This is a genomic window from Kineosporia sp. R_H_3 (assembly GCF_002198675.1).
Classification (GTDB): Bacteria; Actinomycetota; Actinomycetes; order Actinomycetales; family Kineosporiaceae; genus R-H-3.
The window spans coordinates 1-24,305 of the sequence record NZ_MWLL01000017.1; the positions used below are offsets into that span (position 1 = coordinate 1).

At 69.8% G+C, this 24,305-nt stretch carries 21 protein-coding genes and 1 riboswitch; of the genes, 15 read left to right on the top strand and 6 right to left on the bottom strand.

Going from position 1 to position 24,305, the window contains the following annotated elements; all coding sequences use genetic code 11:
- Positions 1–103: 103 nt before the first annotated feature.
- Together ECOMGDLI_RS01640 and ECOMGDLI_RS36580 are read left to right on the top strand one after the other, a co-directional pair.
- Positions 104–2,593 carry a cation-translocating P-type ATPase gene (locus ECOMGDLI_RS01640; RefSeq protein ID WP_088312971.1) on the top strand — a complete coding sequence of 830 codons (2,490 nt, stop codon included), beginning with the start codon at positions 104–106 and terminating at the stop codon, positions 2,591–2,593.
- Between the two features lie 291 nt (positions 2,594–2,884).
- On the top strand, positions 2,885–3,373 hold the full coding sequence (locus ECOMGDLI_RS36580) for an NAD(P)/FAD-dependent oxidoreductase (RefSeq protein ID WP_369812696.1): 489 nt from the start codon (positions 2,885–2,887) through the stop codon (positions 3,371–3,373).
- On the opposite strand, the gene ECOMGDLI_RS01650 is transcribed toward ECOMGDLI_RS36580, so the two are convergent.
- The 6 genes from ECOMGDLI_RS01650 to ECOMGDLI_RS01675 all read right to left on the bottom strand — a co-directional run bounded on the left by ECOMGDLI_RS01650 (position 3,328) and on the right by ECOMGDLI_RS01675 (position 9,532).
- Complete coding sequence (locus tag ECOMGDLI_RS01650; protein ID WP_088312975.1) at positions 3,328–4,470, bottom strand: IS3 family transposase; 1,143 nt, start codon at positions 4,468–4,470, stop codon at positions 3,328–3,330. The two genes, ECOMGDLI_RS36580 and ECOMGDLI_RS01650, sit on opposite strands and share 46 nt — an antisense overlap.
- Before the next feature lie 226 nt (positions 4,471–4,696).
- Positions 4,697–4,945 (bottom strand): response regulator transcription factor, encoded by a 249-nt coding sequence (locus ECOMGDLI_RS33585; RefSeq protein ID WP_143447429.1) that lies wholly within the window; start codon positions 4,943–4,945, stop codon positions 4,697–4,699.
- A 427-nt stretch (positions 4,946–5,372) separates the two neighbouring features.
- The gene (locus ECOMGDLI_RS01660; protein ID WP_088312979.1) at positions 5,373–6,023 is read right to left on the bottom strand and encodes a response regulator transcription factor; all 651 of its coding nucleotides are present in this window, start codon (positions 6,021–6,023) and stop codon (positions 5,373–5,375) included.
- 22 nt (positions 6,024–6,045) lie between these two features.
- Positions 6,046–7,296 carry a GAF domain-containing sensor histidine kinase gene (locus tag ECOMGDLI_RS01665; RefSeq protein WP_158220842.1) on the bottom strand — a complete coding sequence of 417 codons (1,251 nt, stop codon included), beginning with the start codon at positions 7,294–7,296 and terminating at the stop codon, positions 6,046–6,048.
- A gap of 188 nt (positions 7,297–7,484) precedes the next feature.
- Positions 7,485–7,826, bottom strand: coding sequence for a C40 family peptidase (locus tag ECOMGDLI_RS34295; protein WP_158220843.1), 342 nt, complete (start codon positions 7,824–7,826; stop codon positions 7,485–7,487).
- A 532-nt stretch (positions 7,827–8,358) separates the two neighbouring features.
- Positions 8,359–8,512: riboswitch (cyclic di-AMP (ydaO/yuaA leader) on the bottom strand.
- 234 nt (positions 8,513–8,746) lie between these two features.
- Positions 8,747–9,532 (bottom strand): cytochrome c biogenesis protein CcdA, encoded by a 786-nt coding sequence (locus ECOMGDLI_RS01675; RefSeq protein ID WP_088312985.1) that lies wholly within the window; start codon positions 9,530–9,532, stop codon positions 8,747–8,749.
- 185 nt (positions 9,533–9,717) lie between these two features.
- Here ECOMGDLI_RS01675 and ECOMGDLI_RS35180 point away from each other — a divergent pair, with 185 nt between their 5' ends.
- The 13 genes from ECOMGDLI_RS35180 to ECOMGDLI_RS01740 all read left to right on the top strand — a co-directional run bounded on the left by ECOMGDLI_RS35180 (position 9,718) and on the right by ECOMGDLI_RS01740 (position 24,279).
- Positions 9,718–10,260 (top strand): BlaI/MecI/CopY family transcriptional regulator, encoded by a 543-nt coding sequence (locus ECOMGDLI_RS35180; protein WP_198954443.1) that lies wholly within the window; start codon positions 9,718–9,720, stop codon positions 10,258–10,260.
- A gap of 119 nt (positions 10,261–10,379) precedes the next feature.
- Complete coding sequence (locus ECOMGDLI_RS01685; RefSeq protein WP_233153259.1) at positions 10,380–11,210, top strand: M56 family metallopeptidase; 831 nt, start codon at positions 10,380–10,382, stop codon at positions 11,208–11,210.
- A gap of 732 nt (positions 11,211–11,942) precedes the next feature.
- On the top strand, positions 11,943–13,070 hold the full coding sequence (locus ECOMGDLI_RS01690) for a prolipoprotein diacylglyceryl transferase (RefSeq protein ID WP_158220845.1): 1,128 nt from the start codon (positions 11,943–11,945) through the stop codon (positions 13,068–13,070).
- Positions 13,071–13,709: 639 nt separating this feature from the next.
- On the top strand, positions 13,710–14,111 hold the full coding sequence (locus ECOMGDLI_RS33590; RefSeq protein ID WP_143447431.1) for a hypothetical protein: 402 nt from the start codon (positions 13,710–13,712) through the stop codon (positions 14,109–14,111).
- A gap of 185 nt (positions 14,112–14,296) precedes the next feature.
- Positions 14,297–15,280, top strand: a complete 984-nt coding sequence (locus ECOMGDLI_RS01700) for a cytochrome b N-terminal domain-containing protein (RefSeq protein ID WP_088313027.1) — start codon at positions 14,297–14,299, stop codon at positions 15,278–15,280.
- Positions 15,281–15,754: 474 nt separating this feature from the next.
- A complete protein-coding gene (locus ECOMGDLI_RS01705) occupies positions 15,755–15,994 on the top strand; it encodes a DUF2892 domain-containing protein (RefSeq protein ID WP_088312995.1) in 240 nt (79 codons plus the stop codon).
- 188 nt (positions 15,995–16,182) lie between these two features.
- Positions 16,183–16,371: a DUF2933 domain-containing protein gene (locus ECOMGDLI_RS34300; RefSeq protein ID WP_198954435.1), complete on the top strand. Its 189-nt coding sequence runs from the start codon at positions 16,183–16,185 to the stop codon at positions 16,369–16,371.
- A gap of 177 nt (positions 16,372–16,548) precedes the next feature.
- On the top strand, positions 16,549–17,241 hold the full coding sequence (locus tag ECOMGDLI_RS01715; protein WP_088313029.1) for a response regulator transcription factor: 693 nt from the start codon (positions 16,549–16,551) through the stop codon (positions 17,239–17,241).
- Between the two features lie 41 nt (positions 17,242–17,282).
- Positions 17,283–18,431 (top strand): HAMP domain-containing sensor histidine kinase, encoded by a 1,149-nt coding sequence (locus ECOMGDLI_RS01720; RefSeq protein ID WP_088313031.1) that lies wholly within the window; start codon positions 17,283–17,285, stop codon positions 18,429–18,431.
- A gap of 160 nt (positions 18,432–18,591) precedes the next feature.
- Positions 18,592–21,174: a heavy metal translocating P-type ATPase gene (locus ECOMGDLI_RS01725; protein ID WP_369812697.1), complete on the top strand. Its 2,583-nt coding sequence runs from the start codon at positions 18,592–18,594 to the stop codon at positions 21,172–21,174.
- Between the two features lie 81 nt (positions 21,175–21,255).
- Positions 21,256–21,726: a Fur family transcriptional regulator gene (locus ECOMGDLI_RS01730; RefSeq protein ID WP_143447433.1), complete on the top strand. Its 471-nt coding sequence runs from the start codon at positions 21,256–21,258 to the stop codon at positions 21,724–21,726.
- Positions 21,727–21,830: 104 nt separating this feature from the next.
- Complete coding sequence (locus ECOMGDLI_RS01735; protein ID WP_198954439.1) at positions 21,831–23,033, top strand: HoxN/HupN/NixA family nickel/cobalt transporter; 1,203 nt, start codon at positions 21,831–21,833, stop codon at positions 23,031–23,033.
- A 658-nt stretch (positions 23,034–23,691) separates the two neighbouring features.
- Positions 23,692–24,279, top strand: a complete 588-nt coding sequence (locus ECOMGDLI_RS01740; protein ID WP_088313004.1) for a Crp/Fnr family transcriptional regulator — start codon at positions 23,692–23,694, stop codon at positions 24,277–24,279.
- Positions 24,280–24,305 lie beyond the last annotated feature (26 nt).

Sequence of the window (24,305 nt, forward strand, 5' to 3'; positions counted from 1 at the left end):
CCCCCGAGGCCCCCGAGGCCCTGACCACAACGCCCCCTTACGCCCATGGACCCGAACGGTGCGCGTGCCGCGGCCCTCCCGCCCGACCGATGGAGACATCCCGATGACGACCACTCCCGAGCCCCTCGCCCGTACGGTCCTCGAGCTCGACGGGGTGCAGTGGGCGAGCCAGGCCGCCACCGTGGAGGCGACCCTGAGGCGCCACCCCGGGGTGGTCCAGGTCGACGCCAACCCGGCGGCGCAGACAGCCACGGTCGTGTTCGACCCCGCCCAGACGAGCGTGGCGGAGCTCGCCGCCCGGATCCGCCGGTGCGGCTACGGCTGCCGCGGCGAGTCGCTCCCGGACCACATCTGCCCCCCTCAGGGCACGGCAGCCTTCGAAGGCACGGCAGCCTTCGAAGGCGCGGCAACCGCTGGAGGCACGCCAACCGCTGAGGTCAGCGTTGCGTCGCACGGCACCCACGCCGCCGAGGGACACGCCGGCCACGACACTGGTCACGAGGCATCAGCGCCGCATGTCGCCAGCCCCGCGCAGGTGATGGGGCACGGCGGTCATGGCGAGGCCTCAATGGCCGACATGGTCCGCGACATGCGTAACCGGTTCGTCGTCGCGGCGGTGCTCGGCGTCTTCGTGACGCTGTGGTCGCGGATCGGCCGGGACGTGGTCGGGTTCACCGTGACCGCGCCGTTCGGGCTGCGTGACGACCTCTTCCAACTGCTGCTGAGCCTGCCGGTGATGGCGTACTCCGCGCAGGTGTTCTTCGCCGGTGCACTGCGCGCGCTGCGTGCCCGCACGCTCGACATGATGGTGCTGGTAGCGGTTGCCGTGGGCGCCGGCTGGCTGTATTCCCTGGGGGTCACTCTGACCGGTGGCGGCGATGTGTTCTATGAGGCAGCCACGATCCTCACCGCCTTCGTGTTACTCGGGCACTATTTCGAGATGCGGGCCCGGGGCGGTGCAAACGAGGCCGTCAGGGCGCTGCTGAAGCTCGCTCCGCCTGTCGCGGTCGTGCTGAGGGGCGACGAGGCCGTCGAGATCCCCACCGACCAGGTTGTCGTCGGCGACCTGTTGCTCGTCCGGCCCGGGAGCAAGATCGCCGCTGACGGTGTGATCGAGGACGGCGAGAGTGACGTCGACGAGTCCACGGTCACCGGAGAGAGTCTGCCTGTGCACAAGGTCCAGGGGGACGAGGTCGTCGGGGCCACGATCAACACCACCGGGACGTTGCGGGTCCGGGCCACAAAGGTCGGTGCCGACACTGCGCTGGCGCAGATCGTCAAGCTGGTACAGGAGGCGCAGAACTCCAAGGCGCCGGGGCAGCGGCTCGCGGACAAGGCCGCGTTCTGGCTGGTGTTCGTTGCGCTGATCGGCGGCGCGGGCACGTTTGCCGCCTGGTTGCTCGCCGGGCGCCCGGTGGAGCAGGCACTGCTCTTCGCGATCACCGTCGTCGTCGTGACGTGCCCGGACGCGCTGGGGCTGGCCACCCCTACCGCAATCATGGTCGGGACCGGTCTCGGCGCCCGGCGAGGACTGCTGTTCAAGAACGCCACGGCGATCGAGACGTCCAAGACGATCGACGTCGTCGTCATGGATAAGACGGGCACACTCACCATGGGTGCCCCCGAGGTGACGGATGTGGCAACCATCGGCGTCAGCGAGGCCGAGGTCCTCGCCCTGGTTGCCGCCGTCGAACGCGAATCCGAACACCCGCTGGCTAAGGCGGTGGTGCGCCGGGCCGAGGCGGTGTCTGCACCTCGGCTGCAGGCGGAAGACTTCGTCAGCATTCCCGGTCAGGGGGCGGTCGCGACGGTTGACGGGCACCGAGTCGTCGTGGGGAACACCCGGCTGATGACGGCACAGGGGGTGGTCGTCGGCGGCCTTGACGCCCGGCACAGCGAGTTCGCCGCCCAGGGCGTGACTGCCGTGCTGGCTGCAGTCGACGGTCAGGTGGTCGCGGTCGTCGGGATCGCGGACGCGGTGCGGCCCACCTCGGCCGGGGCGGTGGAGCAGTTGCGTGAGCTCGGTGTCGAGGTCGTCATGCTCACAGGCGACAACGCGACGACCGCGGCCCGCATCGCCGGCCAGCTGGGGATCTCCACCGTGATCGCGGACGTGCAGCCCGGCGACAAGGCGGCCAAGGTCCGTGAGTTGATCGACGCCGGGCACCATGTCGCGATGGTCGGCGACGGGGTCAACGACGCACCTGCGCTGGCCCAGGCCCACCTCGGTGTCGCGATCGGCGCGGGTACCGACGTCGCAGTCGAGACCGCAGACGTGGTCCTGATGCGCTCGGACCCCCAGGACGTCGCCGTGGCGCTGCGGATCGGTCGAGGGACCGTCGCCAAGATGCGGCAGAACCTCACCTGGGCCATCGGCTACAACTCCGTCGCACTGCCCGTCGCGGCCGGCGTCTTCGAACCCGCCCTCGGCCTCGTCCTCCGACCAGAGATCGCCGCCGTCACGATGGCCGGATCCAGCCTGCTCGTCGCGGTGAACGCGCTGACCCTCAAACGGCTCCGACTGCTCCCGCCCGCCGCAGGCAGCAGCCCGAGGGCCCGGCGACCGCGGGTCGAGCAGATCGAGCAGGAATGATGGCGGCTCTTGACGCGGACGTCGTGATCGTGGGAGCCGGCCCGGGCGGCTGTGCCGCGGCGCTGGCCGCGCTGCGTGCACGCGGGGACGCACGGGTGCTCCTCCTGGACCGCGCACCCCGCGGGCCTTGACAAGGTCTGTGGAGACGCCGTCGGGCCGCGGGCCCGGCAGACGCTGGAGGCGCTCGGCGCGGAGACGGTGTTGCGCCACGAGGAGCAGGTCAGCCGGTTCCGGCTGGTGTCCCCGTCGGGCCGGTCAGTGTCCGGTGCGGTGTCGACGCCGGGCTTTGTCGTGCCGCGGCGAGTTCTGGACGCCCGGTTGCTGGACGCCGCGGTCGCTGCAGGTGCGCAGTTCCACCGGGCCACGGTGGCAGCGGTGTCGACAGGCGCTACGGACGTCGTGGTGACCCTACGCGGCGGCGGGACGGTCCGTGCAGCCGTCGTGGTCGGGGCCGACGGCGCGAACTCCGTGGTCCGGCGCAGCATCGGAGAACCGCCGAACCGGGACACCCACCTGGCTCTGGCCGTGCGGGGGTACATGGACCGGCCGCCGGACTTTCGCGAGCTGCTGATCCGGTGGCACCCGGTCGCGCGTGGCGTCGCCTATGCGTGGGCGTTCCCGACCGCGGACGGTCACGTGAACGTCGGATACGGGGCGCCCGTGAGTGAACCGCCCCGGGATGTCCGGAGACCGTGGCCTGCCCCGGGTCTGACGGAGTCGAACGGGCTGGACTCTCACGCCACCGGTGGTTGGTTCTCGAACTGTATCGGCGACAGGTAGCCCAGGGCGGAGTGGCGACGTTGCCGGTTGTAGAAGATCTCGAGGTACTCGAAGATCGCGTTCGCGAGCTCGATCCGGGTGCGCCAGCGTCGCCGGTTGAGGAGCTCGACCTGCATTCGGGACCAGAACGACTCCATCATCCCGTTGTCGTAGCAGTCCCCGATCGAGCCCATCGACGGGACCAGTCTCGAGGCCTTCGCGCGCTCGGTGAAGGCCCAGGAACCGAACTGGACGCCCTGGTCGATGTGGATCACGGTGCCGTTGATGTCGCGGCGGTTGTCGATGGCCATTCCGAGCGCGTTCGTGACCAGGGCCGCGGTCGGTGAGGCGTCGATGGACCAGCCGACGACCCGACGCGAGTACGTGTCCAGGACCACGGCGCAGTACGCCTTGCCCTCACGGGTCGGGTGCTCGGTGATGTCGGTGACCCACAACGCGTTCGCCCGGCTACGGGCGAAGTCCCGGTTGACCAGGTCGGAGGCGTAGGTGTCCGGCTTGGCGTGCTTCCACTTTCGGCGCCCGGGAAGTCCTGCCAGGCCGGCGCGGGTCATGAGCAGCTCGACCTGGCCGTGCCCGACGGTGATGCCGTGCCCGAGGACGAGCTCGGCGTGGACACGCCGGGCGCCGTAGACGCCACGTGAGGCGGTGTGTATGGCGCGGATCTGCTCGGTCAGGTTCGTGTGCCGCACCGCCCGCGCTGAGGGCCGCCGGTTCCGCCACTCGTAGTAGCCCGACTCTGCGACTCCGAGCAGGCGGCAGGACCGCTGCACCGAGTGCCCGTCAGCGGCCATCCGTCGGACGGCCGCGTAGCGGACTTTTGGGGGCACCACTCCCTTCAACAGCTCCAGGGCTCGTTGCGCGGCGGCCAGCTCGGCCTGCAACCGGGCGATGCTGCGCTGGGCCGCCGCGAGCTCGGTCTTCTCGCTCGTCGTCGCGCCGGCCTGCAGGCCGCGGTCAATGCGGTCCTGCCGGCGCCAGCTGTAGATGGTCTGCTCGCTGATCTCCAGGTCGCGCGCGATGTCAGCGACCTTGCGTCCGGACTCGAGCAGATCCAAGACCTTGCGACGGAACTCAGCCGGGTAGCCCCTCGGGGCCATCGATGCCTCCTGTGCTCAGACGGCACAAGAATCCAACATCATCGACTCCGTAGTCCCCGGGGCAGACCATCTCCGGACACGCCGGGGCGATTCAACCTCGTGGTGGCGCGCCGGCCTGTCATGGAGTGGGATCGGGGATCGTGACGCGGTCACCGCTCGCGTGACTAGTGTCGGTTGTGGCTCCGTCCGGGGCTTGTCCGGGTGCGTTGTCCGGGCATGTCCCGAGTCAGGGTGCCCGTTGACTCAGTGCGCGAATCGTGGTCGACAGCCTGTCTGCCAAGCTGTCCCGCGAGATCCATGCCCCGGCGCCGAGGTCGATGGCGCTGCGGTAGTAGTCGCTCGACGGTTCCGGCCCGACGACGACCACGCGATCTCTCGGGAAGCGGCGCAGCGCATCGCGGCAGCAGGCGGGGAAGTCTCCGGTGTCGACGACGAGCAGATCGGGTCGGTAGCGCTCGAGGGCGTCGGCGAGCATCTCACCCTCGTGGGGTATCAGGGCCGTACACCCACAGTCCCGGGCAAGGATCTCGCAGACGAAGCGCTGCACGAGCGTGTGCCGTATCGCTACCAGCGCGGTGCTGCTTCCTCCGGGGTCGGCCTCGCTAGATCCGTGAGGGTCCCCGAGGATCGCCTCAACGCCCGGCGACGCGTCTGTGTCCGGGGCCGTGACACTGTGGGGCACAGGGTCGCTGTGGAGGGTAGAAGGCGCTGGCTGCGCTGCAGCGTTGTCGAGATGCACCATGTCACCGCCCTCCTTGTAGAAGTGTCAGTGCTGACCTGTGCTGCGGACATCCGCACCGCCTACGCAGTGGGTAGGTGGGTTCCCCGCGGACCGTCTATCGCGCGCCGGCCGGCGTCGTGGGCCTCCGCGGCTCCAGGAGCCGGAGTCAACGACTGGGAGGTCACGTCTCCTCGAGGAGCCCGAAGTCGCGGGCGACCGCGACCAGGTCGGCGCGGGTGTGCCGCTGGAGCTTCTGGGTCAGGTGCATCCGGTGCGTTTCGACGGTCCGTACGGACAGGAACAGCTCGCCGGCGATCTCTGCGTTCGTGTGCCCCGTCGCGATCAGGCGCAGGACGGCCTCTTCGCGTTCGGTCAGCTCGCCACCGGGGCCGTTGACTCGTCGACCGGGCTCGGGCGCGGTGAGCAGCGCGGCTCCGAGGGACGGGTGGACGTAGGCGCCGCCTCCCGAGACGGTCCGTACTGCCGCGACCAGTTCGACGTCCGCGGCGTCTTTGAGCAGGTAGCCGGTGGCGCCGGCTGCGAACGCTTGCCGCACGTACCCGATGTCTTCCTGCATGGTCAGGACCAGGACGCGGGTGGCCGGGCTCTGGTCGCGTACCAGACGCGTGGCGTCGATCCCGTTGGTTCCGTGCAGCCCGATGTCCATGACGACCACATCGGGGCGGTGGGTGGCCACTGCGGCTGTCGCGTCCTCGGCGGTGGCGGCCTCGCCGACCACGGTGATGTCTGGCTCGGCTTCGAGGATCAGCCGTAGGCCCGTCCGGACAACGCGATGGTCGTCGCACAGGACAACTGTGATCATGGTGGTCATCGCGGAGTCTCGCTCGTCTCGCTCATGTCTGCGGTCCCTCCAGGGGTACGCGCAGCGCGACCGTCGTGCCGTGGCCCACTCGTGACGTTACCCGCACGGCGCCCCCGATGAGGGCGGCACGTTCGGCCATACCCCGTAGGCCCAGGGAGGTGGCGTGCTTCGAGACGTCGAAGCCTCGGCCGTCGTCGATCACGTCGGCGCTGAGGCGGTCCTGGGTCGCGGTGATCCGCACGACGACATGCTGCGCTCCGGCGTGCCGGACGACGTTGGTGAGGGACTCCTGCACGACCCTGTAGGTGACCGTCTCCACGGGAGCCGGTAGCCGTGGAGACCCATCCGAGGGATCATGTTGGGTCGCCCCGGGGTGGCCCTGCGCTTGTCGTGTGCTCTGGCGATAGTCCTGCTGCAAATCGATGTCGATGTTGTCTCGAGCGGTCAGGTCCGTTACGAGACGTTCGAGAGCCGCGGCCAGACCCAGGTCGTCAAGGACGGTCGGGCGCAGCCCGGAGGCCAACTGGCGGACCTCGGTGAGGGCCTGGGCTATCAGGCTGCGCACGTCCGCGATCCGACGGTCGACCTGTTCCATGTCCAAGGGGTCGGTGCGCAGACCCGTCTCGACCAGGTGCAGCCCGAGCAGGACGCCGGTCAGGGACTGACCGACCTCGTCGTGCAGGTCTCGGGCGACCCTTGCGCGCTCCTCCTCCTGGGCGGTGATGACGTCCGCCAGGGTCTGGCTGCGAAGCCGTGTGCGCTCCTGCGCAGCCGCAGCCTGCGCGAGGGCCTCGCCGCGTTCGCGTTCGGCGGTCACCAGGTGTGCGCCGTCGATCGCGCACGCCGCGAAAGCGGCCAGCGTCGTCAGGGACCACTCGTCGGAGAGGTCGAACGAGGGCCCCTCGTCCTGGGCGACGTACAGGTTGCCGTGGCGCCGGCCGCCGCTGCGGATCGGGACGCCGAGGAAGGAGGTGAGCCGCGGATGGCCGGAGGGCAGACCGACGTAGCTGGGATGCTGCTCGACGTCGGATGTCCGGACCGGGCCGTCGGCGAGCGCGGTCACCGAGAGCAGCCCCCAGCCGCGTGGTAGTCGCCCGATCCGGGACACCACCGCGGGACTCATTCCGCGGTGCAGGAAACGAACTGCGGTGCCTGCGGAGTCGTACTGCGCCAGCGCAGCGTACCGGGCGCCCGTGACGGCCAGAGCGGAGTCGAGGATGCGTTCCAGGATGCCTGCTTCATCCGTCTCCCGGGCCACTGCGAGCGCCGCCTCGAGAAGCACGGCGTGTCGCCGAGGGTCAGGGAGGTCGGACGTTGTCGTTCCTTCCGGTGGGTGGTCTTCGCGTCGAGGTCCCGGCATCACCACGACTACCGAGGATAGTACTCGAGCTGACGGTTATCCCACGCGAACCGCTGCAGGCGTTGACGCGACGGTCGCCCCGCGAAGGGCCGGCCGACGACTCGTGGCGATCAGGTGCGCGAGACGCGGGTGTACACCACAGTTGCAGTCCAGATGGCACGCTTGCTGACGAATCCGCCAGTCTTGGGAGCGTCGTACATCATGCCGTTCCCGGCGTAGATACCGTTGTGGTAGACGCGGCCACCGGAGACGAACGAGACCAGGTCGCCGGGACGTGCCTGCGATCTGGGCACCTGGGTGGTGGCTCGCATCTGCTGGTCTGCCGTTCTGGGGAGGCTGACCCCGACCGCCGCGTACACGTATCTCACGTATCCCGAGCAGTCGAACCCTGCGGGAGTGGTGCCGCCGTAGAGGTAGGGAACGCCCACGTACCTGGCCGCTACGGCCAGCACCTCGGACGCGTCCGCTGCCTGGTCGGGGGTGGTTGCACGGGGGGCGCCGGTCCCGGTCCTGGGCGCGGTCGTGCCCCCACTGGTCGGGGAAGCCCGCCGGTTGCCGCGGGAGGCCTTCGCTGGTGTCGCGTTGCGTGCGGGCCGCGCCGATGCTGCGGCAGGACGGGGACGGGTGACAGCACTGATCGTGGTGTCCGGTGCGAACCGGACGGTCACCGGGGGCGCGGTGAGGGGCTGTCCCGTCAGGGCGCCCGGCGCGAGCCGGGTGGCAGTACCCGACGCGAGGCCGCGTGCGGCGGTGACGCCCGGGTCGATTGGCGCGACGGATGCTGTCGCGGCGGGAGAGCGGTCGCCGCCGGCGTAGGCCGCCAAGACCGGGATGCTGCCTGTGAGGGCGAGCCCGGAGGACATGGCGATCGCGACGCTTCCGCGGCTCAGGGTGGGTGCGCGGTCCGTGACGGCCGCGCGGGCGATCGTGAGCGGTGTGCTGGCGCAGCGTTCGGCTCTATGCCGCGCGGGGCGTGCCTCAGTCATGTGTGCCCTCTGACACCTGCGGGGTTAGCTGTCGGGTTCGGGCAGAGGAAGCGCCCGGCCGCGTCTGCGGCTTCACCCCAAAGGAGCCAGATGTCGCACCGGCCCCGCGATTGGGTTCCCCGTCCCTGCCATGGACTCGAAGACGTACCACGGATGGCAGGGCTCGGCGTCCGCGGTGGCCGTTCTCGAAGAGACGGCGCCCGCACCATACTCACGGGTCCGCGATGCTGCGCAACCGGCCAGGACGACACCGGGCCACCATTTACCGAATCTTCATGGAGCACCCGGCATCCCGAGATGTGCTCGCGGGTGCACAGTCGAGGGGTTGTGACGGATCAGGGCAGCGACAGCGAGGCGAAGGTGCGTGGGATCAAGGTGGTGGCGGCTCAGAGCACCGTGGACCAGGCCGCGGCCCAACCTTGGGCGATGACCACGACATCGGTCCACAGCCCGGTGACCTCCGCCGCCCCCAGCAGGACAAGTCCCGCGCCCCCCACGCGAAGCAACGCCTGGGCGTGCACGCGGGGCCAGGAGAACGCACGCGCGGCCCGTTCGGTGAAGACGGCCGTGACCACGAACGGCAACCCGAGTCCCAGGCTGTAGGCGAAGGCCAGCGCGGCGCCCCGGCCGGCTCCGGCCGCGGAAGTGGCGAGCGCCAGGACAGAGGCCAGCGTGGGGCCGATGCACGGCGTCCATCCCAGCCCGAACAGGACCCCGAGGACCGGTGCGCCGACGAGTCCCGTCCGTGGGCGATAGGAGACGCGCAGCGAGCGGGAGGCCCAGGGCAGTCTCGCCAGCACGCCGGCGAATGACAGTCCCAGCACGATGGTCAGCACGCCCAGGGTCACCGTCAGGGCCCGCTGGTGAAGGACCAGGGCTCTCCCGGCGGCCCCGAAAGCGGCACCGTACGCGGTGAACACACCCCCGAACCCTGCGACGAACAATGCGGCGCCGGCGGCCGTCCGCGCAGGTGTCGGGCGTGGGGGCCGACCCGCCACGGCCGTGGAGAGGAGGTCACCACCCACGGTTCCTGACACGTAGGCGAGGTATCCCGGTACCAGGGGGAGGCAGCACGGAGAGGCGAAAGAGACCAAACCGGCCGTCGCTGCGACAAGGACAGCCAGCACAAGCGGGCCGTGGGTGACGATCTGCCCCGTGGCGGTGGCGTCCACCCTTCCAACCCCCTCCGTAGAAATGTCACTCGACGGGTATGAGAGGACTACTAGAGAGCATAGTAGGAGACGGTCAGCGACAGATCCCGGTCATCACGAGCAGCGGCAGGTAGCGCCCGACAAGGTTCCTCGGTCTGCCAGGCGTGGCGGCAGGGCTCGCTGCGCCGTCGGCAGGGCGGCTTACGATGAGGCCGACAAGTGGAGGACGGTTGCGACGACTAGGTGACCTGGAAGCGGCGGTGATGGACCGGCTGTGGGGCCAAGACCGTGCCGTCAGCGTCAGAGAGGTTCTCGAGGACCTGAATAAGGACCGCGCACTGGCCTACACGACGGTCATGACGGTTCTGGACAACCTCCATCGCAAAGGCCTGGTCACGAGGACGCAGTCGGGCCGCGCCTACTTCTACCTACCGGTCAAGAGCCGCGCGGAACATGCGGCCGATCTGATCGCGGGGGTCCTCGAACAGGCTGCCGACCGCACCGTGCCGCTGCTGCATTTCGTCCAGAGCCTGACACCGCAGGAGATGCACCGTCTGCGGACGGCGCTGGACGCGTCCAGGGTCGCAGATCGGCAGATGCCGGACGGCGTTGGCATCGGCACCGAGGCCGGCACCGAGACCGGCACCGAGGCTGCGCCGCCGCAGGCCGGCCGCCGGTCTCGCCGCCCCGCAGCCAGCACGGACGCTGCATCCGCGCCACGGACACGGACACGGGGTCGGGGCCGGTGAGAACGGCGGTTGCTCTCTTCGGGTACGCCGCGGTGGTGGGCTCGCTCGGGGTCCGATGGCTGAGCGGAGTCCGCTGGAGACTACGGGCACCCCGCTTGGCGCTGTGCATGTGGGCGTTCGTGCTGCTGAGCTCGCTGACCTCGCTCGTGCTGGCCGGGCTGCTCACGGCCGCGCCGGACTCTGGCTTCACCGTGAGTCTGGCTGACCTCATGCATGCCTGTGCGGCGGCGGTGGAGCAGGCCTACCGGGCGCCGGGTGACGCGCTGCTGCATACCGGTGGGGCGGTCCTGGCGTTCGGAACCATCGCCTGGGTCCCAGTCCAGTTCGCGGTGTACTGGTGGTCCTTGCACCGGCACCGCGCACGGCATACCCGCCACCTGCGCCTGATCGCGCGCCCTGGCCCGTTGCCGGGGGTCGTCGTTCTGGACCACCACGTTCCCGCGGCGTACTGCCTCGGCGGAAGGCGCGGCGTCGTCGTGCTGACGTCCGCCGCCCTCGTCGTCCTCGACGCGGCCGAGCTGGAGGCCGTACTGGCTCACGAAGCCGCCCACCGCGCCGGACGCCATCACCTGGTGCTGACCGTGACCCGAGCGCTGTCCCGGTGCCTCGCACTGCTCCCGACGGCTCGACGGGCCGTCTCGGCCGTCCACGAGCTCTTGGAGATGGTGGCCGATGACGCCGCGGTTGCCGCGGCCGGATCTGGCGCTACCCGGTCGGCCCTGCTGAAGATCGCCGTTCCGGGTTTCGATGGGCGCCAGGTCATGCTTGCTGCCGGGGACACCGCAGTCCTCCTGCGCCTGCGCCGACTGCAGGACCGTCCACGGCCGCTGCAGCGAATCTCGTCGGTCGCGATGCTGGCCGCGGGCCTGGCGGTGGCCACCCTCCCGCTCCTGGTGGCCGCGGCGCCGGCATTGACCGCAGTCCGATGGGACTACTGCCCGCTCTCATGAGGGGGGCCATTCTGGCCGCGGCTCCCCCGCGGTCGTTGCCGCGCCAAGCCGGTCGAGCCGGATCGAGCGGGACCGCGACGTCGACGGCACCGGCGAGCCTGCCGGAACAGGCTTCGGGACCGATATCGACTGCCGCTGCTGACCAGGGCTCGTGACGCCCTCGCCGGACAGCGTCGACCCATGCACTCGCGAGGCGGACATCGTCGAAGCCAACCACTACTATGCGAAGTAGTAGTTATTGGCCGCGATGTCGAGCGGCGCACGGCTCGCCGTCGTCGCCGCCGCCACCAGGATGGTGATGGACGCATGAAGAAGGCGGGTCGGAAGCAGGGCCGCAACCCAGGCCCGGTACCGGGCACAGCCGCGGCCACGGGACGAACCCCGACCGGGAGCCACGGCCTTCCCGCGGGCGACAGACCCGCCGCCGACGTGGACGCGGCCGCATCGGCGATACCGAGCGCGTTCCTCCGTGCTGCGCATCCTCCGAGACTGCACGCCGACCGAACCCGCGGACTCAGTGACGCCGCGGTGGTCGACGACAGAGTCGGGGCGGTCCTGGCTGGAACGGGCCTTCCGCCCGAGGGGACCCGCCGGTCGCCCGGCGCTCGTTCCGACGGTGGAAGATCGCCTGGGCGGTCGGCCTCCAACTCGCCGGCGCAGCCGGGCGTTCCGGTCTGCGATCCCGCCGCCTTCCAGGGATGGGTGTGGCCGCATCTGCTGCGGAGACGGCCCGTGACCTCGGTGGAGATGGCACGTTCCCTGTGGCGAGTCCTCGATGCCGTCGAACCGCAGGCCATCTCGTTGACGTACTGGTTCCGCACCTCGGCGACGGTGAGCCCGACCGACACCGCGCCCGCGCCGGTCGAGGTGCGGGTCGCGGGCCGACGGCGCCCGGACGACACGCAGCCCGAGGAGTACGCGGACGTGAGGCGCGAGCGCTGCAGGGACGCCGTCGACGAGGTGTACCGCTTGGACGTCGGTCTACCACCGGGCGGAGTCGTTGCGTGGACGATCAGAGTCCAGGACCTGACCCCCGGCGTCTGGGACCTCACCGCGAGCCCCGTCCTGCCCGTCGGTGCGACCACCACTCGCGTGGTGCCGCGTCATGACGCGAGCGTCGCCCTGTCGGGGCGGACCGTCTTCACCCCCCTGGCGAAGAACGTCGCGCCAGGCGTGCGTGTCGGTGCTTGGCCGGCCCTTGTCGCGACCGGCGCCGCGGCGGGACTGGGGTTGCAGTACACGCTCGCCCGCCAGGCGGGGCTGCCGGCCGGACTCGTCACCGCGCTGTCGCTGCTCGCCTGTCTGGTCGGGGTGGTGGGCGCGAAGTCGTACTACCTGATGACGCATCCACGTGATCGCTACCGCGAACTGACAACCGGGATGTCGGTGCAGGGGTTCGTGCTCGGCGTACTGATCACGTTGGGTGCAGCCGTGCCGGCGTGGGGCCTCTCGCTCGGTGCCGTGCTCGATGTGAGCATCCCCGGCCTTCTCGCCGGACTTGCCGTGGGACGACTCGGCTGCCTTCTCGGTGGCTGCTGCGTAGGACGTCCCACTGCCTCGCGGTGGGGCCTGTGGTCCTCTGACCGGGCCCTGGGTGTGCGGCGGATCCCTGTGCAGCTGCTCGAGTCGTCCAGCGCGGCGATCCTTGCCGTCGCCACGCTCCTGATCGTTCTCGAGACCGGTACACGGACGGGAGCGATGTTCGTCGCCGGCCTGTCCACGTACATCCTGGTTAGGCAACTCCTTTTTCCCTTGCGGGCCATCGAGCGAGCCACTCGTCACGGTCGCCGGATCACGCTCTGGGCCTCGGCAGGAGTCAGCGTTGTCGCCACCACCCTGCTGGCGCTCGGAGTCGCGTGACCCGGCAGGCCCCGGTCCGCGCGGGCTGCGCCTGACTACCAGGTGGCGCGTATGACGCCGGGGTCCTGGCTGTGGCGGCGGCGCTCGGCCCAGTAGGACATCGTGCTCTCCGGCTCCGGCCGGCGGTGGCCCACGCCGACCATCATCGGCTCCGCTTGCCCGGACCGCGGTTGTCCGATCTCAGTCACGGGCTTCTTCGCGAGGCCATGCGTACATGTCCGCATCGACACGCGGACATCGCCCGGATCCGGGAGCGCCGGAGGTCGCCGCACAGTGACTGTGGCGTCCCGTCGTCCGGGGCGCAGCGTCCGCTGGCAGCAGCGCACCTGTCCTCGTCCTGCGCGGTTCGGATGGCTCGAACCAGGTGACCAGGTGGGGCGCGGCGGCTCGCGGCCCGGTTAAGGAGCGGTGATGACGAATTCACTTGTACGACTCCGTCAACATAGCAGCACGCCTGGTTCAGCCCGTGGCGCGACCGCGCGCTGGTGCCACCGGGTCGCCGTCGCGGTCCTAGCCGCTGTCCTCGTTGGGGTCCCCGTCGGCTCGGCGTGGGCCGACGAGGAGGGGGAGTCCGACCAGGCGCGGGTCCTGGTCCAGCAGGCCCTCGCGCTCCTGGTGAACGGGAACACCGTGGAGTCGGTGCGCGAGAAGCTGGACGACGCCGTTGGCGCGCCGATCCAGGAGGGCGTTGACATGGCGGTCGTGGAACGTGTGAGGCCGTCGCTCGACCAGCCCTCCGCGGTGTCGGGGGAGAGTGACCGGGAACGCATCGCGTCCCAGCTCCAGCCAGCTCTCCTGCCCGCGGTGACAGTGACGATGGCCACCGGAGCGGACACGGGCACCACGGTGGTCCTGCCCGAGCTCAAGCCGGCTCGAGGAGTGACCGACCCCGGTGACGCAGGTCTGCTGGGCAGCGCAGCGCTGGCGATCGGCGTCGGCGTCACGCTGGCCTACCGGTGGCGTCCGGCCGTGACCGTCGCGTCGCTGCGCCGCGCCGAACGCGAGGAAGCCGTCACACCCGAGGAAGGGGTACGGCCATGACTGACAGCCCTACGCGCAGGCCCCCCCGAACCGGTGGGGACGACGCTCCCGGTTCGGTCATCCCGGATCCCGGCGTCAGAGCGAACGGTGGACAGGAACCACCGCCGCGTCGAACGATCGGCGACGGGCCCGGGACGGCGCGACCCCCGGCGTGGCGTCGGGTCGTCGCGGTGGTGGACGAACGCATGGGTATCGACGCCTTGCGCTACGAGGTGCCCGAACATGCGAACAACGTCCCCTGGAGCCTGGGCGGCCTCACCGCCGTGTCGTTCGTGACGCTGCTGGTCAGCGGGATCTATCTGGCGCAGTTTTACGATCCGATGCCTGAGACAGCCAATCAGTCCATCCGTTCGATCATGACCGACGTGTGGCTCGGTAGCTTCGTGCGCGGTATCCACTACTGGGCAGCGCAGGCGATGTTCGTCCTCGCACTGCTGCACATGTTGCGGATCTTCTTCCACGGCTCCTTCAAGAAGCCTCGCGAGGGCAACTGGGTCGTCGGGTCAGCAATGCTCCTGTTGACCTTCCTCGCCGTCTTCACCGGTTCGGTGATCAAGTGGGACCAGGAGGGCTACGAGGCCCTGATGCACAACCTGGACGTCGCGGAGCTGCTGGGTGGCGCCGGGCTATGGTTCACCCCGCAGCTCACGACCCGGGTATCTCTGCTGTTCCGGCTCTACACCGCCCACGCCGTGATCATCCCGGGCCTGATCCTTGCGCTCGTCGTGATCCATGCGCTGCTGGTCAAGCGCCACAAGATCTCGTCGCATCCTTCGGTCCCGGCATCCGCAGTCGAGCCCACCGAGCCGTTCACGGCCCATCTGCGGCGTGTCGCCGCCTGCGGTCTCGTCGTCGTCGGGACGCTGTCCGTCCTGGCAGTACTGATCCCACCGGTGGTCGGCCCGACGCCTGTCGAGGGTGTCGAGACGACGCGGCCGCTGTGGTTGTTCTGGTGGTTCTTCCCGCTCGAGCAGTGGTTCGGAGTGCCGTCCGTCGGCCTCGCCATCGCCGGCGTGTTCCTGCTGGTCTTCGCGGTGCCGTTCCTCGATCGCAGTGCGAAACGGCGCCTGCGTGAACGCCTGTGGTCCCTGGGGGTGGCAGCCGTAGTCCTGGTCACTCTGCTGGCCGTGACCGTGAACGTGTGGATCAACAACCCGCGGGGTCATTGACATGACGCGTCGGGTGACGCCTTCAGCCGTAGCCGACGACTCGACGGTCATCACCGAGGCAGTGCAGGCCGCGGCACGCCGCGCCGGAGTGTGGTTCTGGTGCCTCGCCGTGGTGGGCTTGCTGGACATGGGCTGGCTCTATGCATCCTTGACCTCCACGCCGTCCGCCCTTGTCGGGCTATCGGTGGCCGCTTCCGGGCTATCGCTGGTGCCCGTGGTCGTGCAGGCGGCGCGGCTCCGGGCCGCCGTGAGCACCTTCGTGCACATGTCGTCCGCGGCTGCGCGACCAGGTAGAAGGATCATCCCCCGCATGAAGGACTGGTATGCGGCTTCAGCGAACCTTCACGGCGCGCGACGGCCACTCTCCACACCGCGGATCGATGATGGACATGCAGCCGAGCGCAAGGAGTCGTGCCCGTCACGCGCCCCGCTCGGGAGACACCACCAAACAGGCCTCAAAGGCCGGAGACGAACATGAACAGACCGCGCATCAACATCTCGACCGGCGAGCGAGCCGGGCGGGTCCTCCTCGGCGCAGCCGGTGTGGCTGCGGGAGCGGCACTGCTGACCCAGTCACCCGGTGCGGTGGCTGCGGTGCTGGAGGTGCTCCTGGCCCTCGCAGGTCTCGACCTTGTGGTCACAGGCCTGATGGGCCACTGCCCGCTCTATCGGCTGCTCGGCCACGTCCCCGCCTCCTTGAGGAGGGCGGCGTGACTCCGATCGGGGACAACGAGGGCGCCCGGCGCGAGGGGGAGACCCGCCCGCCCGTCGGACCTTTCGGCCCGATGGAAGACCCATCGGACGCCGCGGCGAGGTGGGAACCCAGACCACCGCAGGATCGCCCGCCGGGTCACCGAGGGCACGCGGGCCATCGGTGGATGATGCTCGCCTGCTGCGTCCCCATGCTGGTGATCGCGGTGACGCTGGTGGTGACCGGGGTCGCGAACGCGGGTGCGATCGTCATCGCGTTGGTCTGCACGGCGATGATGGCGTTCATGATGATGGGTATGGGCCACGGGGACGGCCGAGACGCGCCGGACAACGCACACGGCCTCGATGGTCACGAGGAGCATGACCGCCGAGGTCGCTGAGAACGCCGTGATCTTCAGAGATTCTTCATGCCGTGGCGGCAGGAAAACGCATGCGGTGTTCGGCAGGCTGGTGCCATGGCAGTTGGTGCAACGGGTGTGACCGATGAGGGCGGCGTCGACGGGAAGCGAGGCGCCTCGGCGTCGGGCGGACCGGCCCCTGGTGCCTCGCGACGCGTGCTGGTCGTGGATGACGAGGCGCCGTTGGCGCAGTTGGTCGCCAACTACCTGGCGCGCGACGCGTTCGAGGTGACGGTTGTCGGGGACGGGCTCGCCGCTGTGGAAGCCGCGCGCACCGTCGACCCGGATGTCCTGGTGCTCGACCTCGGGCTGCCCGGCCTGGACGGCATCGAAGTGTGCCGGCAGGTTCGGATGTTCTCCGACTGCTACATCCTCATGCTCACCGCCCGCACCGATGAGGTCGACAAGCTCGTCGGGTTGTCCGTGGGCGCCGACGACTACATGACCAAGCCGTTCAGCCCTCGGGAACTTCTTGCACGGGTCCACGTGCTCCTTCGCCGCCCTCGGGCAGGCGCGCAGCGGCCGCAGGTCGTGGAGGAAGCGCCGCCTCGCATCTTCGGTCGACTGCGTGTCGACGTGGCAGCACGCGAGGTCGAGGTGGACGGCCACCCGGTCGCCCTGACCCGGACCGAGTTCGACATCCTGGAGGCGCTGTCCGCGCACCCGAAGCGTGTGTTCTCGCGGTCCGCCTTGATCGCTGACGTCTGGGGACGGGACTGGGTGGGTGACGAGCATCTCGTCGACGTTCATGTCGGCCACCTCCGTCGCAAGCTTGGGGACGACGCGTCGAACCCCACCTTCATCCGCACGGTCCGTGGCATTGGATACCGAATGGGCGGGGGCGGTGAGTGAAAATTGTGCGGCGTCGAACTGGACGGATCGGGGCACGACGGCTGACACGCGGGGACCGGACCGGCCGGCCAGGGCCTGGACTCGCGGCTCGACTGATCTCCGCCCAGCTGCTGGTCATCTGCACGGCCGTCGTCACGGCCTGGGTGGTCGCTGCGGCCGTCGGCCCACGCATCTTCCACGGTCATCTGAACCGGATCTCGCACGCGGACTCGCCGGCACAGGCGCAGTTCCACGCGGAGCAGGCGTTCCGTGATGCGAGCCTGATCTCGACGGCAGTGGCACTGATCGCCGCGCTCAGCGTGGCGATGGCTGTGAGCTCGTACGTCACACGGCGGATCTCCTCACCGGTGTCGGCCCTGGCCGCGGCCGCGCAAGAGGTCGCCGGAGGCCACTACGACGTGAGAGTTCCGCGGCCGGCGCTCGGTGTGGAGTTCCAGACGCTGGCGCGGTCGTTCACGTCGATGGCGGAACGACTTCAGAGCGTCGAGGTCACGCGGCGCAGGTTGCTCGCGGATCTGGCGCACGAGATGCGGACTCCCGTGGCCACTCTGGACGCCTACCTGGAGGCGATCGAGGACGGCGTCGCGAATCTGGACGTTGCCACGTCAGCGGTCCTGCGTGCGCAGACCCGACGGCTCGCGCGTCTGGCCGAGGACGTCACGTCGGTCTCCCGTGCCGAGGAGCACCAGCTCGACCTGTATCTCACCCTGGTCTGGCCTGGGAACCTTGTCGCTGCGGCCGTCAACGCGGCGGCCGAACGCTACGCCGCGGCCGGCGTGACGCTTTCGCACGTCGTGGCGCCTCAGAGCCCAGAGGTCCACGTCGACATCGACCGAATGGGCCAGGTGCTGGGAAACCTGCTCGACAACGCGTTGAGGCACACCCCTGCAGGTGGCCAGGTCCAGGTGCGCGTGTCGACGGACCTCGGCAAGGTCCGTATAGAGGTGGCCGACAGCGGTGTGGGGCTGTCACCCGAGCACCTCGCCCACGTCTTCGAGCGCTTCTACCGCGTCGATCAGGCCCGCGACCGTGCGCACGGAGGAAGCGGCATCGGACTGGCGATCGTGAAGGCCGTCGTCGAGGCTCACGGTGGCCGGGTGGCTGTCTCCAGCGACGGTCCCGGGCGGGGCGCCGTCTTCACCGTGGTTCTGCCCGCCGTCGCCCGGTCCGTCCAGCGCGGCGCGTCCTGATCCGCAAACCCCGTGGATCGGGATGCCGCTAACCGTCTCCGACGGGTCACTCCGTATCTCTGTCGGAATACCCGGCGGGGGTATCATCCTTGTAGTGCTCACGCCGAAGCCCCGCGGCGTCGAGAACAGCCCGAGCGGGGACCTCGAAGAGGAGGACACCGTGGCCAGCACCCCACGAGCGCCGGAACGAACCGTCACGCTGGACGTCAGCGGTCTGCGCTGGGCGACCTCGGCGGCGATCGTCGAGCGGGCGTTGACCCGCCGGCCCGGTGTCGTCGCGGTCGAGGCCAACGCGACCAGCCAGAGCGCCACCGTCACGTACGACCCTGGCGCGACGACGGTCGCCGAGCTGCGCGGCTGGGTCCGCGACTGCGGCTACCACTGCTCCGGGCAGGTCGTCCCGAACCACATCTGCGACCCCATGGCGGACGCGGAGTCCGCCCCCGCCGACCAGACCGACACCGCCGCGCACTCCCCCGCCGTCCACCATGGCGAGGCTCGCCACGAGGGGACCCATCACAAAGGCACGCACGACGCGGGTGTGGACCACGGCAGCAGTGCCCCTGCTCACGCGGACGGCGGGCACGGCGGTCATGCGGGGATGTCGATGGCGGACATGGTCGCGGACATGCGACGTCGGTTCGTCGTCGCCGGGGTGCTGTCGGTGCCGATCCTGCTCTGGTCCCCGATCGGCCGGGAGGTCCTGGGGTTCACCGTCGCGGCACCGTTGGGTCTGCGCGACGACGTCTTCTCGCTGCTGCTGAGCCTGCCCGTCGTGTTCTACAGTGGCTGGATCTTCTTCGCGGGAGCGTGGCAGGCGTTGCGCGCCCGGACGCTGGACATGATGGTCCTGGTCGCGGTCGCGATCGGCGCCGGCTGGCTGTACAGCGTCGGCATCACCCTGAACGGCGGAGGCGAGGTCTTCTACGAGGCCGCCTCCGTGCTCACCGCGTTCGTGCTGCTCGGCCACTGGTTCGAGATGCGCGCCCGCGGCGGCGCGAACGACGCCGTCCGCACGCTGCTGGAGCTCGCCCCCGCCAAGGCCGTCGTCCTGCGCGCCGGCGAGCAGGTCGAGATCCCGACGTCAGAGATCGTCGTCGGTGACCTGCTGCTCGTGCGACCGGGCGCCAAGGTGCCTGTCGACGGAGTCGTCGAAGACGGCGACAGCGAGGTCGACGAGTCCATGGTCACCGGCGAGTCCCTGCCCGTCGCGAAGCACCCCGGTGCCGAGGTCATCGGCGCGTCGGTGAACACGACCGGGTCACTGCGGGTCCGGGCGACGAAGATCGGCGCCGACACCGCCCTGGCCCAGATCGTCGCCCTGGTGCAGCAGGCACAGAACTCCAAGGCACCCGGGCAACGGCTCGCCGACCGGGCCGCGTTCTGGCTGGTGCTCGTCGCGCTCCTCGGCGGCGCCGGCACCTTCGGAGTCTGGCTGGCCGCCGGCCGCAACGCGTCCGAGGCCCTACTCTTCGCGATCACCGTGGTGGTGATCACCTGCCCCGACGCGCTCGGGCTGGCCACCCCGACCGCGGTCATGGTCGGCGCCGGACTGGGCGCCCAGCGTGGCGTCCTGTTCAAGAACGCCACCGCCCTCGAGGGGTCCGCCAAGATCGACACCGTCGTCATGGACAAGACCGGCACCCTGACCCGCGGCGAGCCCGAAGTGACCGACGTCCTGACCTTCCCCGCGGCGAGCAGCACTTCCACCGCAGCCCGCAAAGGGGACGACGCTCCCGGCCTCGTCGCGGTCATGACCGAGGCACGCCTCCTTGCTCTCGCGGCGGCCGTCGAGCGCGAGTCCGAGCACCCACTTGCCGCCGCAGTGGTCCGGCATGCGGAAGCGCAGGGCGCGCCCAGACTGGCTGCCTCGCAGTTCCTCAATGTCCCCGGCAGCGGCGCCGCCGGAATCGTCGACGGCCTCGCCGTCCTGGTCGGGGCCTCTCGGCTGCTGCACCAGCAGAACATCGACATCCCGGACGACGTCCTCGCCGCCCGTCAGCAGCTCAGCGAGACCGGCCGCACCGCGGTCTTCGTCGCCGTCGACGGCCACGCAGTCGCGGTCATCGCGATGGCCGACGCGGTCCGTGACACCGCCCGCGACGCGGTCGCCGCACTGCACGACCTCGGCGCCCGGGTCGTCATGCTCACCGGTGACAATGCCGCCACCGCGTCCCGGATCGCCGACCAGCTCGGCATCGACACCGTCATCGCCGGCGTCCTGCCCGACGGCAAGGCCGAGAAGATCCGCTCCCTGCAGGGCGCCGGGCGCCGGGTGGCCATGGTCGGCGACGGCGTCAACGACGCCCCCGCACTCGCCCAGGCCGACCTCGGGATCGCGATCGGCGCCGGTACCGACGTCGCGATCGAGACCGCCGACGTGGTCCTCATGCGCTCCGACCCGCTCGACGTCGCCACCGCCCTGCGCGTGGGCCGCGGCACCCTGGCCAAGATGCGACAGAACCTCTACTGGGCTATCGGCTACAACGCCATCGCCCTGCCCATCGCAGCCGGCGTCTTCGAACCCGCCTTCGGCCTCACGTTAAGGCCTGAGATCGCCGCCCTGTCGATGTCCGGATCGTCGTTCATCGTCGCCGTCAACGCCCTGCTCCTCAAGCGCCTGAGCCTGCCGGTCGCCGCGCGGACGTCTCACGGTAGCGGCGGCCAGGACGAGGGGATCACGCCACCGGCCGCCGGCCGGGACCGGCCTGCGCCCATACCAACTGCGCGCCAGGGCCACTGACGATGGCGTCCCCGTGCCGTCCGCCGCGCAGAGGCCGTCACGGCGGTGGACCGGCCGCACCTGCCCAGGAGCAGTGACCGGATGCGGACTCCCCCCGCCACGACCGACGCGTCGGCGCGCCGTGAGGAGTTGCGCGCGCTGGGACGTGTCACCGGTAGCCGGCTGCTCGTCCTCGAGGCCCTGGAAGCCTCACCTGCGAACCATCTGACCGCCCAGCAGATCCACGAGGCCTTGGGCGCCCTCGGCTACCGGAGCACGCTGTCGACGGTCTACCGCACCGTGACGTGGCTACTGGACGCCGGGCTGGTCCACGAGGTCGTCGACGGCCAGGGCGCCCGATGGGGCGCCCGAGCCCGGGCGCACCACCACCTGGTGTGTTCCCGTTGCGGCACAACCACTGATGCCGCGGACAGCGACGCCGTCGACGATTCCGTCGCGGACCTGTCCTCGCTTGCCGGGTGGGGACCCCCCACGGGCCGGCTCGCGATCACCGCGCTTTGCCCGCCATGCAACTCGGGAGGCACCTCTGCGAGCTCGACGCCAGCGACGTGAGAGGCACACCCGTGGCCTTGCCGGCTTCCTAAAGCAGTACTAATGACGTGTATCGGGCATGAATTCAGAGTGCAGTTGCGAACTCCTTGCATTAGGTTCGCCCGGTGACGTCCACCGTGGTGCCCACGACGCCTCAACGGGGCGGCCTCCGCCACCACCTGCGGTTCACCCGTGACGAGTTGCCAGCGCTGTTCGGTGTCCTGGGCGTCGTGACGTTCCTGCACGTCGCCGGCTGGGGGCTGTTCCTGTACTACAACTCCCGGCCCGAGTACCACTCGCTCACCAACGGCCAAGGGGCGCTGGTCTACGCAGGCGCGGGTGCGCTCGCCTACTCGTTCGGGCTGCGGCACGCCTTCGACGCCGACCACATCTCCGCGATCGACGACACCACCCGGCTGATGCTCGCCAAGGGCAAGAAGCCGCTCGCCGTCGGACTGTTCTTCTCCCTCGGACACTCCACGATCGTCATGGCCCTGTCCATCGGCGTCGCATTCGCCGCCAAGAAGGCCGTCGAGTTCCAGAGCTCGTTCGCCGACACCGGCGCAACGATCGGCGCCTCGGTCTCGGCGTTCTTCCTCTACCTCGTTGGCATCCTCAACCTCGTGATCCTCGTCGGGATCTGGAAGGTCTGGCGCAAGGCCAAGACGGGCCAGTTCAGCCACGAGCACCTCGAGCAGCTCCTCAACGAGCGCGGCCTCATGCGGCGCATCTTCCGCGGCCGCTTTGCCAAGGGCTTCGACCACTCCTGGCAGCTCTACCCCGTCGGAGTACTGTTCGGGCTCGGCTTCGACACCGCAACAGAGGTCGCCCTCCTCGGCATCTCGGCGACGGCCGCCGTAGGGACCGTCGGTGGGAGCCTGCCGCCCCTGGCGATCATCGCACTGCCGCTGATCTTCGCGGCCGGGATGTCGATGATGGATGCCCTCGACGGCATCTTCATGACCAAGGCCTACTCCTGGGCGTTCACCTCGCCCCTGCGGAAGATCTTCTACAACCTGACTACGACAAGCCTGTCCATCTTCGTGGCCCTGGTCATCGGCACCGTCCAACTCGTCGCAGTGCTGTCCCGCCACACCTCGATCGGCGCCGTCGAACCGTTCAAGACGATGGCAGAGGTCGATCTGGGGAAGATCGGTTACTTCATCGTCGGGTCGTTTGTCGCAGCCTGGCTGTTCTCGGTAGTCCTGTGGCGCGTGCGCCGCTACGAGCAGCGCCTCCCCGACGGCATCGACGCGACCGAACATAGCCACAGGGAGATTCACATCGACCGTGCGGAACCGACGAGCCCTGTGCAGCGGAACCTCTGACCCAGGGGCCGGCCCCTCTGCTGAGATACCCGGGAGGTATTGAGCAGAGAGTTTATCCACAATGAGGACCCGACGTTGAGGGGTCGGAACCTGTTGAAGGTCTGGCCCGTTGGCGCTGGGGCCACCACCTGGTCTCGCTGACAGCGAGGTGCAGGCGTGCGCGGGCCAGGACGCCTGGAATCCATCAGGTCAGGCCCGTCGTCGATCGCGGGGGGTCCTCGCTGTGGCGCTGAACCTCGAAGGGTCAGTTGGAATGCCTACAGTCGAACGTCGCATACCGCTGTCGCGCACTCTCCTTGGGCCAAGTACAGACAGCAATGGTCGCGTCAACTGATCTCCCGTGATCCCCGGGGAGCACGGAGATCACCCTTGATAGTCATGCGTGGCATCAAGAGGTTGTGAACCACTGGTCGTTGGGGTGCGATACTGGCATCGCTGCAGGTCGCAGCCACGTCGTCCCGAGGTTCAACTCCCCCCTCGCGCACCAGACGATGTGGCCCCTGACCTGCGGAGACGCAGCAGGGGCCATTCGTTTGCGGCGGTTCGGGAGCCCTCCGGGGAGCTGGCACCGTGACGCGGAGATCGTCTAGGTTGCGCCGGTGGGACAGAGGGGGACCGCCGCAGCCGTGCGCAGCCGGGTCCTGGGGGGCTGACCGCCATGGTGCTCTCCGCGGCACTCGTCGAGTACGTCAGTGCGATCTCCCCGCTCGAGCCCGGCACGTGGGCGGCGCTCGAGCCGCTCTTCCACGCCACGCGGGTCGCCAAGGGCGCCCACGTCGCGCCCGCAGGCAGACCGGCGTTGCGCTTCGGCCTGCTTGAGGCGGGCTGGGTCCGCGCGTACCACGTCAGCGCCGACGGGGCCGAGTACAGCAAGTACCTGTTCCACGGCCCGGCGCTCGTGGGCGACTACGCCTCGCTGCTCACCGGGGAGCCGGTGCGGACACCCCAGCAGGCGCTCACCGAGTGCACCGTGCACTTCGCCGACTGGTCACGGGTGCAGGTGCTGGTCGACCGGCACCGGGACCTCGAGCGGCTGGCGCGGCGGTTCGCCGAGCTGCTCTACCTGGAGAACGAGAAGCGGGAGATCGAGCTGGTCACCCTGCCCGCCGCGGAGCGGCTGCGCCTCCTGCTCGAGCGGCATCCGACGATCGAGCAGGATCTGCCGAAGTACCAGATCGCGGCGCACCTGGGCATCACGCCGACGCAGCTGAGCCGGATCCGGAGATCCGGGCGTTCCTCGACATAGGTCGAGGACTTCCGTGCCTGCCGATG

Bases quoted from the DNA above. Each gene is read 5' to 3' on its own strand.
- ECOMGDLI_RS01640 (WP_088312971.1), top strand. From the start codon at position 104: ATGACGACCACTCCCGAGCCCCTCGCCCGTACGGTCCTCGAGCTCGAC.
- ECOMGDLI_RS01650 (WP_088312975.1), bottom strand. From the start codon at position 4,470: ATGGCCCCGAGGGGCTACCCGGCTGAGTTCCGTCGCAAGGTCTTGGAT.
- ECOMGDLI_RS33585 (WP_143447429.1), bottom strand. From the start codon at position 4,945: ATGCTCGCCGACGCCCTCGAGCGCTACCGACCCGATCTGCTCGTCGTC.
- ECOMGDLI_RS01660 (WP_088312979.1), bottom strand. From the start codon at position 6,023: ATGACCACCATGATCACAGTTGTCCTGTGCGACGACCATCGCGTTGTC.
- ECOMGDLI_RS35180 (WP_198954443.1), top strand. From the start codon at position 9,718: ATGAGGCCGACAAGTGGAGGACGGTTGCGACGACTAGGTGACCTGGAA.
- ECOMGDLI_RS01700 (WP_088313027.1), top strand. From the start codon at position 14,297: ATGGGTATCGACGCCTTGCGCTACGAGGTGCCCGAACATGCGAACAAC.
- ECOMGDLI_RS01705 (WP_088312995.1), top strand. From the start codon at position 15,755: ATGAACAGACCGCGCATCAACATCTCGACCGGCGAGCGAGCCGGGCGG.
- ECOMGDLI_RS34300 (WP_198954435.1), top strand. From the start codon at position 16,183: ATGCTGGTGATCGCGGTGACGCTGGTGGTGACCGGGGTCGCGAACGCG.
- ECOMGDLI_RS01730 (WP_143447433.1), top strand. From the start codon at position 21,256: ATGCGGACTCCCCCCGCCACGACCGACGCGTCGGCGCGCCGTGAGGAG.
- ECOMGDLI_RS01740 (WP_088313004.1), top strand. From the start codon at position 23,692: ATGGTGCTCTCCGCGGCACTCGTCGAGTACGTCAGTGCGATCTCCCCG.